The organism is Sutterella sp. KLE1602, from assembly GCF_001578585.1.
Lineage (GTDB): Bacteria > Pseudomonadota > Gammaproteobacteria > Burkholderiales > Burkholderiaceae_F > Sutterella > Sutterella wadsworthensis_A.
Window position 1 is genome coordinate 1 of record NZ_KQ968559.1, and the last position, 10,441, is coordinate 10,441.

10 protein-coding genes are annotated in these 10,441 nt (G+C 53.1%); 5 read left to right on the forward strand and 5 right to left on the reverse strand.

Going from position 1 to position 10,441, the window contains the following annotated elements; genetic code table 11:
- Positions 1-162: 162 nt before the first annotated feature.
- The 3 genes from HMPREF3036_RS07865 (at position 163) to HMPREF3036_RS07875 (ending at position 4,519) form a co-directional block, all read left to right on the forward strand.
- Entirely contained in the window at positions 163-2,145 is a 1,983-nt protein-coding gene (locus HMPREF3036_RS07865) for an FAD-dependent oxidoreductase (protein WP_062333312.1), read from the forward strand.
- Positions 2,146-2,231: 86 nt separating this feature from the next.
- Entirely contained in the window at positions 2,232-3,380 is a 1,149-nt protein-coding gene (locus HMPREF3036_RS07870; RefSeq protein ID WP_231853606.1) for a porin, read from the forward strand.
- Between the two features lie 185 nt (positions 3,381-3,565).
- Positions 3,566-4,519 (forward strand): LysR family transcriptional regulator, encoded by a 954-nt coding sequence (locus tag HMPREF3036_RS07875; RefSeq protein WP_062333318.1) that lies wholly within the window; start codon positions 3,566-3,568, stop codon positions 4,517-4,519.
- Between the two features lie 499 nt (positions 4,520-5,018).
- Here the strand turns inward: HMPREF3036_RS07875 and HMPREF3036_RS07880 are convergent, their stop codons facing one another.
- On the reverse strand, positions 5,019-5,615 hold the full coding sequence (locus HMPREF3036_RS07880) for an ATP-binding protein (protein ID WP_062333321.1): 597 nt from the start codon (positions 5,613-5,615) through the stop codon (positions 5,019-5,021).
- Between the two features lie 366 nt (positions 5,616-5,981).
- Here HMPREF3036_RS07880 and HMPREF3036_RS11595 point away from each other — a divergent pair, with 366 nt between their 5' ends.
- Both HMPREF3036_RS11595 and HMPREF3036_RS07885 read left to right on the forward strand, forming a co-directional pair.
- Positions 5,982-6,170: a type II toxin-antitoxin system HicA family toxin gene (locus HMPREF3036_RS11595; protein WP_082897412.1), complete on the forward strand. Its 189-nt coding sequence runs from the start codon at positions 5,982-5,984 to the stop codon at positions 6,168-6,170.
- Positions 6,171-6,226: 56 nt separating this feature from the next.
- Complete coding sequence (locus HMPREF3036_RS07885; RefSeq protein ID WP_062333325.1) at positions 6,227-6,619, forward strand: type II toxin-antitoxin system HicB family antitoxin; 393 nt, start codon at positions 6,227-6,229, stop codon at positions 6,617-6,619.
- Positions 6,620-7,077: 458 nt separating this feature from the next.
- On the opposite strand, the gene HMPREF3036_RS07890 is transcribed toward HMPREF3036_RS07885, so the two are convergent.
- From HMPREF3036_RS07890 to HMPREF3036_RS07895, 4 genes are all read right to left on the reverse strand, one after another.
- Positions 7,078-7,695, reverse strand: a complete 618-nt coding sequence (locus HMPREF3036_RS07890; RefSeq protein WP_062333328.1) for a Fic/DOC family protein — start codon at positions 7,693-7,695, stop codon at positions 7,078-7,080.
- A complete protein-coding gene (locus HMPREF3036_RS11600) occupies positions 7,685-8,104 on the reverse strand; it encodes a helix-turn-helix domain-containing protein (RefSeq protein WP_082897413.1) in 420 nt (139 codons plus the stop codon). The genes HMPREF3036_RS07890 and HMPREF3036_RS11600 overlap by 11 nt, the downstream gene beginning before the upstream one ends.
- A gap of 530 nt (positions 8,105-8,634) precedes the next feature.
- On the reverse strand, positions 8,635-9,276 hold the full coding sequence (locus HMPREF3036_RS11915; protein WP_156469786.1) for an HNH endonuclease family protein: 642 nt from the start codon (positions 9,274-9,276) through the stop codon (positions 8,635-8,637).
- Positions 9,273-10,441 (reverse strand): AAA family ATPase (locus tag HMPREF3036_RS07895; protein ID WP_062333331.1); only part of this gene is annotated, 1,169 nt, incomplete at its 5' end. The genes HMPREF3036_RS07895 and HMPREF3036_RS11915, both read right to left, overlap by 4 nt.

Consider the following 10,441-nt stretch of genomic DNA (forward strand, 5'->3'; position numbering starts at 1 on the left):
AAACCCTCCCACTTCAGTGGCGAGGTTGTTTAGGAGAGTTCGCAATTAGCGAACAGGGGGAAAAATTGTCCAAACAAAGCCGATATTGATTCTTCTATGATGATCTCATGTTCGAGAAGATGATTTCTTCGAAAGGACACATATCTACACAGGAGAGACCAAATGTCGCAAAACCTTTCTCGGCGCCAGCTGCTTCGCGCAGGCCTTGCCGGCAGTGCCACCCTGGCTGCCGCCGCCGTTCACGCCGCTCCGGCGGGCCTTTACAAACCCGGCACCTATACTGCCAAGGCTGCCGGCATCGCCGGTGATGTCCGCGTCAGCATGACTTTTGAAACCGACCGCATCGTTGACGTCGTGATTGATGCGTCGAGTGAAACGCCTTCCATCGGCCAGGCCGCTGCCGAAAAGCTCAAGAAGGCCCTTCTCGCCTCTCAGGGTGCCGAAATCGATGCCGTTTCCGGCGCTACGGTGACCTCCAACGCCGTTACGCGTGCGGCCCGCAAGTGCATTGAACAGGCTCAGGGCAAGATTCCCGTTGAAGTCATTACTGAAAAGACGGCTGAAGAAGCGTCCAAGACCGGCGACTGGCTCGGCAAGCCGCCTGTCATCGACGAGAAGGACATTGTCAAGACCGTCAAAAGCGAAATCCTCGTTGTCGGATGCGGCACCAGCGGCATGTTTGCCGTTGCCAGCGCCGCCGAGAGCGGAGCCAAGGTGATCGGCATCGATCGATTTGTCGTCGGCACCGGCGTACGCGAAGGCTTTGCCGCCATCGGATCCCGCTACCAGAAGAAGTGGGGTACCAACATCAACAAGTTTGACTTCGTCACCCTTGCCACCCAGGCGGCCGGCGGCCATGTCGACCAGCGTCTCCACCTTACGTTTGCCGAACGTTCCGGCGAAGTGATGAACTGGTACGGCGACCGCCTTGCCGAACGAGGCGTCGAACTTTGGCATGAAACCGTCGACAATGTCGAAAACACGCGTTATCCCGCCATCCCGACGTGCCACACGCCGAGATGGCCGCAGGCCCGTTGGGAAAACAATCAGAAGGGCCAAAAGCGCCTCAATGGCAACGTTGTTCTCTACGATTATGCCGTCAAGCACGGTGCGGAATTCCACTACAACACCAAGATGGTGAAACTGGAAAAAGCAAACGGCCGCATCACCGGCTGCATCGCAGAAAACTCGGACGGCCGCTATGTTCGTTACCTCGCCTCCAAAGGTGTTGTGATTGCAACGGGCGGATATTGCCGAAACTATGACATGCTAGAGGCCCTTCAGCCTTGGAATCTTCGAATTCTGGGCGGCAACAAGTCCATGCCCGGCGCCATGGGCGACGGCATTCGTGCCTGTCTGTGGGTTGGCGCGAAGATGGACGAAACCCATTCCATGGCACAGTTTGACCGCAGCGCGCTTCGTCCAGATCAGGAACCCGGCATCGAAGCCATGAAGAAGACCGACATGGGTACGTTCTGGCCCGGCAGCCAGCCGTGGCTCAAGGTGAATGCCGACGGCGAACGATTCTTCAATGAGTCCGGCACTTATGAAGGCATTCTTCATGCCGACGAATACCAGAAGGGACACTGCCACTATTCGCTTTTCGACTCCACGTGGACGGACTTTGTTCAGCATACGCGCATGGCCGGATGCTCTCGCCTGCATCCGCACCCCAACGGCGCGCGTCCGATTTTCGCATGGGAATTCATCGAATCCACGGTTCTTCCCAAGCTGATCGCCGACGGCTTCGTACAGAAGGCCGATACGATCGAAGAACTTGCACGCAAGCTTCGTCTGCCGCCCGAAGCCCTCAAGAAGACGGTCGCACGCTACAACGATCTCGCACACAAGGGCGTGGACGAAGATTTCGGCAAAGAATCCTTCCGTCTGTCCCCGCTTGAAAAGCCGCCTTTCTATGGCGTCAAGAATGCCGGCTACTCGCTTTGCACGCTCGACGGCATCCAGATCAACACGCACATGAATGCCATCGACACGGAAGGTCATCCTATTCCCGGTCTCTACGTGATCGGACAGGACAGCGGCGGCTACTTTGCCAACACCTATCCCAATCTTATTGCCGGCATGTGCGCGGGCCGCGCCGCGACCTGGGGGTGGCTGGTCGGTCGTGAATTGGCTGCCGCCTAAAAAAAGCGCCCTGCTCTATCAACCTCTAACATCACCAACCGGCTGCATGCACCGGGATGCATGCAGCCGACATTCAGGAATGAGTCATGAATAACACAAAGTTCTCATCCATGGCAGTCGCCGGCGCGCTGTGCGCTTTTGCTGCACTCCCGAGCACCGCTGCCGACGTGCAGGTTTACGGCGTCATCGACACCAGCCTCTCCTTTGTTTCGAGCGATGCAGACGTTGCCGGCCACGACCGCGTCAACACGTTCTCCATGGAAAACGCCAAGGAATTCGGCTCCCGCTTCGGCCTTCGCGGTTCCGAAGATCTCGGCAACGGCTACAAGGTCGGCTTCGTTCTCGAATCCGGCTTCAAGTCCGACGACGGTCAGTTCGACCAGACCGGCAAGCTCTTTGGCCGTGAAGCCCATGTCGACCTGACAGGGCCCTTCGGCAAAGTCTCCGCAGGCGTTCTCCCGCTCTTCGGCAGCACACTCGGCGCCGACGGCCTCTTCCGCGCCATCGATCCTCTGTTTGCCAACTACACGAAGGCTTTCGGTTCCAGCTGCATCTCCGCATCTTCCTGGACCCGCGTCGACAATGCGATCAGCTACGTGACCCCGACCTTTGCCGGTCTGACGGGCTACGCGATGTACTCCTTCAAGAGTTCCGGCCTCACCACAAGCACCGAAGGACGTGGCGGCGAATCCGACCGCTATGCATCCGTCGCCGCCCGCTACAAGGCCGGCGCCGTTGAAGCCATCGTGGTGGCCGACACGACGATGTACGGCACGTACCGCACGGGCGCAGCCGCCAGCAAGGACGACGGATGGACCGTCACCGTCGGCGGCAACTACACGTTCGACGGCGGTGTAAGACTCCTCGCATTTACGCAGTTCTTCGGCGACCAGGAGCTTCCCGCCTTCCGCGGCGGCGTCGGCACCGACGGCATCATGGCCGTAACCGGCGGCAAGGGCTACGGCTTCGTTGACGGCTACGGCGTCAGCCTTGGCGTGAACGTCCCGGCGCTCGGCGGTGTTGCCAAGGCCAGCATCGGCTACCGCGACATGGAAAACAAGATCGACGTCGACTTCAAGCGCGTGATCGCGGCCCTCGGCTACGACTATGCCATCTCGAAGCGCACCGCCGTCTACGCCATGACCGGTTGGTCTCAGGAAAAGGTCGAAACCGCCGCCATGGAAGCCAAGCCCAACGGCTATGAATTCACGGCCGGCATCGTTCATCGATTCTGATTATCAATCCTCCCAAAGGCGTCAGGCTTCCTGCATTGAAGAACCTGACGCCTTCTTCATGTCACAGCGGCCATCGGGTTTACCCTGTCTTGATCCCCTGCCGTCATCAATGGCGGTTAAGATCCTTTCAATTGCCGGGTCTTTATGACGCAACCCCCGTTCCTTTATGCACAACGGAGATTCCGATGAAAATTCGCCAGGTCAAGGCATTTTTGGCTGTTGTAAAGACAGGAAGTGTCAGACGTGCATCCGTTGAACTCAATCTCACACAGTCAACCGTCGCCAAAGCCGTCTCCCAGTTGGAAGCGGAACTCGGTAGCCCGCTCTTTGAAAGAAGCGCCAAAGGGCTCAGGCTCAACGAAGCCGGTGAAAGTCTTCTGCCATATGCGGAAACCATTGTCGCCAATGCCGACAAGGCTGCCGCAGCAGTCTCAGCCATAGCAACAGGCCATTTCGACAAGCTGCGCCTATCGGTAACGCCGACTTTGCCGCCCTGCATTCTTGCCGATGCCATGACGCACTTCAGAAGCCGCTTTCCTGAGACTAAAGTCATTTTCAGCAGCGGTTTTCTAACCGACTGCCTCTCACAGCTCGTGACGGACAAACTGGACTTGTCCGTTGTCATGATCGGCGACCATCAGCGTGAATCACTTGCAGCTCTTGAAGAAGAGCCGCTCTTTGAAGTAGACCAAGGCGTTATCGCCTCTGCTTCACATCCAATCTTCAAGCCCGGCGCCGATGTTCACCATCAACTTGCCTCGTGCGAATGGCTGACGACTGTTGGCGATGAACCGCTGCTTTTGTCCAAGCTCAACTCAATCGGCATTACAGCCCCTCGCAGCCTGACCATCTGCGATTTTTACGGCATTGATGCGCTTAACGGACGTCACAACGCTCTCAGCCTCTCCCCCTTGAGCGTAGCGGAAGATGAGAGATATGAAAATCGAGTCTCGGCATTGCCGGCATCCTTATTTGCTTTGCCGCCATTGACCATTTCTTTTTTCCATCGCAAGGGCGTCGAGCTTTCCACTCCAGCCGACTATATGCGCCACACCATTAGACAAGTTTTTGATGCATGGTACGCTACCAAACCCAGACATCTCGTCAGGCGAATCGAACGCAGGGAATCGGCTCAATAGTATTTGAGGCTTCTCTCGACAGCACCAAGGCAGCGAGGCCTCCGGTTAAACACGCGATTGCGTAACTCGTAGCTCTCAAGCTACCACTAGCCCCGTTTCAGAGCTGATGCTGTCTTGAGTTAAGATGCAACCACAGCCCTCGGCAACCGCCGGGGGCTTATTTTTCGGACTTTTTATCGGCAAACCACCCTACAATTGTAAGCAGTCGTTGCCGTCCCTCTGTCACTCTGTTGGGCCTTCAGCCGGTCAAAACGTCGAGTCCGAGCAGACGCCCGTGCTGACGTTTTCGACTGCCCGTAACGCCCGCAGCAGGTGCCGATTCAGTCCTGAAGAACGCCTTTTCGTCCCGCCAGTTGAACGAAATGGAAATTTCGTTCATCAAAGAAACAGCCCGCTGCCCCCCTGTCGCTAAGCTCCCCAGGCGGTGTGTTGCGGTGCTCCTCCCCTTTCAGATGTACGTCGATGGTCTTCGATCATGCCGTCGGCGACAAGCACCGACTCACTTTGTTCGGATGTCCTCTCGGTGGACAAGAGAGACCTGGTTCCCGTCACTCAACTGCTCAGCCAGAAACCCGTAGGTGCGACTATCGGACCAGGCGGCCCAGTCGACAATCAAGCCGTTGCACAACCTGGCATCTCCCTCACCCGCCAGGCCATTGAAAACCTCCTTGAAGGTCATCACAAAGGCGGGAGGAGGAGCTTCCTTCTCCCTGCTCTTGCGATTGCGTTCCGAATCCCATACGGCAAAGCTGCCGTCAGCCATCAAATACAAAACCAGGCCGGGCGATGCGAGATCGCCTTGCTTGAGGATCCAGCGATCGTAGTCGACAAAAAAGGCTACCTCGACGCAGGCACTTTTTTGCACCCCATGAATTTCCGCCTTGAGGACGGCTTTTTGAGAAGGAGAGGAAGGACGGGTAACGGAGCTGTTGGCCAACTGAGGGTTGGCTTCAGAAGGCCACTGTCTGGTCATGGCGTACCAGATGAGGTCCAGCAAAAAACTCTTCCCGAGCCCATTGTCCCCAGTGATCAGATTGAGGCGAGGACCGAAAGTGAGATCGAGCTTCTGCAGAGGGCCGACATTGGATGCGTTCAAGTTTTTTTATCATCATTCTTCCCCACAAACCGTCTTTGCCCGGCATACCTTTATTCAGGACAAGTCTGCCGTTTTGCCCTGTTGCCTACAGGCATTCTCGTGCTATATGAGCTCGAGCCGCGCCTCGCCCCACGACGAAACGCGACATCTGCTCGTCCAAAGAGGACCGTTTCGAAACCACAGACTGTTCTCAAGCTGTCTATGAGACTAGTTTGAGTACGGGTTGTTTTTTATACCCTACCCGCCTCGAGATTTTCCGTTGTAAGGGGCTGAAGACCGAAAGTCCTCACCCCTTATCCGATTGTGAGCCATGATCTAATGTGTGGCGGTGTGTATAATTGAGCCGTTGATAATGAAGGGACAAATATGAATAGTTCCGCGATTATCAGCAAGCTTGAGGCCGAAGGATGGAGGGAAGTTCGCGTACGAGGAAGCCATCACTACTTCAAACGTCTTGGGTCGAAGATGACGGTGTGTGTTCCGCATCCCAAAAAAGATCTGCCGATCGGTACCGTGAGAAGTATCGAAAAGCAAGCCGGGATACGCTTCAAGTGATGTTGAACTGGGGTGGAGTTCTCTGGAACTCCGTCCCACTCTTAACAGAGGACGCTATGCGTTATCCAATCGTAATCGAAAGAGGCGACGATACTCATGCTTATGGCGTGGTTGTCCCTGATCTCCCCGGTTGCTTCTCAGCTGGGGATACGCTGGATGAAGCCTATGTAATGGCTAAGGAAGCTGTAGAAGGATGGCTTGAATGCGCCATTGACGACGGGGAGGCGATCCCTGAGCCTTCAAGCATGGAATCTGTCGCGAAGATTGATGAGTACCAAGGATGGATTCTGGGTACGGTTGATGTGGATCTTTCCAAGCTCTCTGACAAGTCGGAGAGGGTCAACATCACGCTCCCGAAGCGAGTCCTTCACCGCCTGGACGGATTGGCGACCAGAAACGGGGATACTCGTTCGGGATACATCGCTCATCTCGTGCTGTCTGCCTCTTAACCCGAATTTTGCATGAGCCACAAAAAACCGACCTCCGAGCAGGTCGGTTTTTCTTGTAAACGGCTGTGTGGTAGCCAAAAAGAATGGTCATCCTTGCTATAATTTTGTTTGCACCAAAAAAACAACAAAAATGACCATGTCCTATTATTCTACCCAAATTAGAGACTCTTTGGGACGCGAAATTCGTGTTGACGTCGCCAATCCAAACGATTTGCGCTTGTGCTAAACTTCCTAACAAGGAAATGAATGTTGCGAGCATCCCGATTTCCTTTAAGAAGACTCTGCCCGGTGCTGGAAACACCGGGCTTTGTCGTGTCTGAACCCCTTGCGGGGCCCCCATTCCGACGCCGAAGGCTCGACATCGAGAATTTCGTGAGCCTGGCCGGAGTTGTGGGGCGGAAGGGATGGTTGCAACTTCCCTGCTTCCGATATTTTGCCCGATTTTCAATAGGGAAACGTTAACGCTGAGCAGTTGTGAGGACTTTGCCAATTGCGTCTTCTAGTCTCTCCAAAGAACTGTTCATGCTTTCGATCATAGCGGCGACAAACTCATCATGAGGAATTTGAGCAATTCCGAGATCCCATCCGTTTACTTTCGCAAAGCTATCAAAGAAAAGACGCGTTGTGCGACCGTTTCCTTCACGAAATGGATGAAGGGCATTCACCTCCGACAAATAAAACGCCATCCGTTTGGCGCACTGTTCCGTTGTCATGCCTTTGAAATCTTCTCGATGCATCCAGCTAAAGAGTGATTGCGCATATGGAACGATAAAATCGCTATGACAAAAGATGGACTGACCCTTGCTGATGAAGCCAGCTGATCTGATTTCCCCCGCCCAGTCGTAAATATCGCCAAAAAGATATTTGTGCATAGCTTGCAGATGCTTCAGGTCGTAATGCCCTCTGGGGAGTTGGCGCGTCTGGAGGAGAACCAACTTGGCTTCCGTGATGCGCCGCTCTACCTTGCTGAGCACTGAAGAGTCGCGAATGTTGAATTTGTTTCTTAAGATAGCTGTGCCTGAATAGGTGTATGGATCCACGATGCAGTCGTACTTGTAATTGTACTCAACGTGCATGTATTTTCTGATCCTCTTCAATAGCTTCAGAAATATATTGCTGAATCAAAGTGTCTGCAGAAATTTCTCCTCTGGCCAGGCGCCAGAGATTGTCAATATCTTCACTCGGCGTTGTCATGCCTTCACATGCTGAGGAGTGAATGGCAAAGTTAATGGCTTCCGCAGCCGTTGAGAATACCCCTGCTTTATGGGCTTTAGGTTCGAAATCGACATGCATACGAATCCCGACTGCCTCTGCGTAACGTTCCAGAGTTTTCAAGGTTACATCTGCATCAGACAGCAATCTTTTTTCTAGTCGTGCAACTGCAGATTGTGTAATAGACATAGCTGTTGCAATGTCTGCCTGCGTCAAGCCCGCGTTTTTACGGAAGAACACTAGAGATGATATAGAGAGGCTAGGATTGCTCATGCGAATCTCCAAATATGATCTATGTGTAATATTATAGCGCTTTTCTCATATTACGCTCAAAGCGCGACCTTCCTTTTACCAGCAAGGACTGCCTGGGCACAGATAGCGGGCAAACTCAGAAATCTGCGCTCACATGGAGCGCAGCTCCGCGTTAACCCGAATGAGAGTGTCCAGGGTGCGTGTGATCCTCTTGGCACATGACGGAACTTTAGCCGCAATGCACCGCCATCTCTTTGCCGAAAATTTCGTTCATCCGGGAAATCGGCTGCTGCACCCCTGCTGCGAAGCTCACCAGACGGTGTGCTGCGGCACTCCTCTCCTGTCAGGGATACGTCGACGGCTGTCTCTCTGCCACGTCCATGAATCATCTGCGGCCCGTATAGGGCGTTGCCTCCATCTACCCGATGGTCAGCGCGTCGGTGCAAGGGCGACAGCATCACAATCAGCGTCCCGAGAAAATCAGGGAAAACAAACGCCTTGACGCCATGCGCGGAACGATTGGCGGGAAAGCGCGCCAGAGGGCAAAGTTGCTAGACGTCTTCGACGACAGTGGTTTTTTGAGAGGGTCGTAGAAGTTCAGCGAGTAAAATCGGGGCGTTTTTTTGAAGGTATTTCCTCCCCTCTTCCTCAGATTCCATTTTAAGGTATTCGCAGTAATAATTTTGCCTGTTCTTGACCCAATAGTCGCAATTTAAATCGATGTTATCGATTGTGTCTTTTACTTCTTGTTGTTTTTGTTTAGATAGTATTGGATTAGGGAATAACTTTTGGGTAAATAGATCCAGTCTGAAATCATCAGGCCCCACTAGAAATGGATCTATGACCGGCTTTTTATCCCGGTCACTATTTGCCTTCCTGCAAGCTAGACGATAGTTGTCCCATTCGTATGCCAACCAAGGATTAATACTTTTAGGAATGAAGTGTTCGACTGAATGGCTTTCGAATCTATTACTGCTATTATTGATCCTCATTCCGACATAGCAACATATGTAATTGTATGCGCTATCAAGTTCTTTGGAGCATTTTGCCCAAAAGCGAGCCTTATCCCACGGGATGTTATCTGCTACATCCCCTTGCTTTGTAATACCCAGATTCTTTAAAAAATCTCGACCAGGTTTCCTGACCTTCTTATTGAATGTTGAGGGCTCCGGCGCCGGCTTTACAGGAATCAATTGATACCCCTCCGTTTCAATTCCGCATTCCAAATGATCCAATAAGGATCCATTTCTGGAAGAACCTTTGCTAGTTCACTGCTCACCTGCGAGATTTCGCTTCTTTTTACGCAATCTTTCTTAAGGAGTTCGTTAGCTTTTCGCAAAACCATCTCTGCATCCATTGAATAGGATGTTGTAAGGTCGAAAGCTTTACTAGTCAGCCAATTTTCAAAGCTCCCCATGGGAATATACTCACGATTGGTAAGAGAGACATTATTTCCATCAATCAAATCCAAATCGAACCATTGGTCATACTTCGGGTTGAATTTACACTCGACAGAAGACATCACCAACGGAGAATGAGTTGTTATAACGATTTGCGTACTAACCGAGGCGCCTCGTTGTTTATACAACACATCGATGGCCTCCAACAGAGCAGGAACAATGGAACGCTGCCAGCGTGGATGAAGATGAGACTCTACCTCGTCAACGAGTATCGTCACGCGAGTATCGATCTTCTTGCCTTTCAAATTAACAATTTCCGTGTGCTCGGCGACGCTCCATACGAGCATATAGGCAAGTTCAGCAATTCTTTTGATGCTAGAGGATGCTTGCGTGATCGGAACTTCGATGCCGTACGGCATCTTAATTGTGGGGATTCTTCGCGAGTCGCTGATGCCAACTCTAACCGGCTTGCCGGCTTCGTAGGCTTCTCCGGAGGGTGACAAGGCCAGCAGAACCGAATTCATCTGCTTCGCCAGATCCGCGTAACTGATACTATCGGACCAAGCAGCCCAGTCGGCAATCAGGCCGTTGCATAATTTGGCATCTCCATCACCAGCGAGACCATTGAAGACCTGCTTGTTTGTCAGGACGAAGGCGGGAGGGGGAGCCTCGATGTCATTGCTCTTGCGATTCCGTTCAGAATCCCATACGGCAAAGCTACCATCAGCCATCAAATAAAAAACCAAGCCGGGCGATACTGGATTGCCGCGATTGAAAACCCAGCGATCGTCGTCAGCAGAAAAAGTCGCTTGCACCTTGGCATTTTTTTGCGACCCCAGAATTTCCGCCTTGAGGACAGCCGTGTGAGAGTGAGAGGAGGGACGGGCAATCGAGCTGTTGGTAAGCTGCGGGTTTACTTCAGAGGGCCACTGTCTGGTCATGGCGTACCAGATGAGGT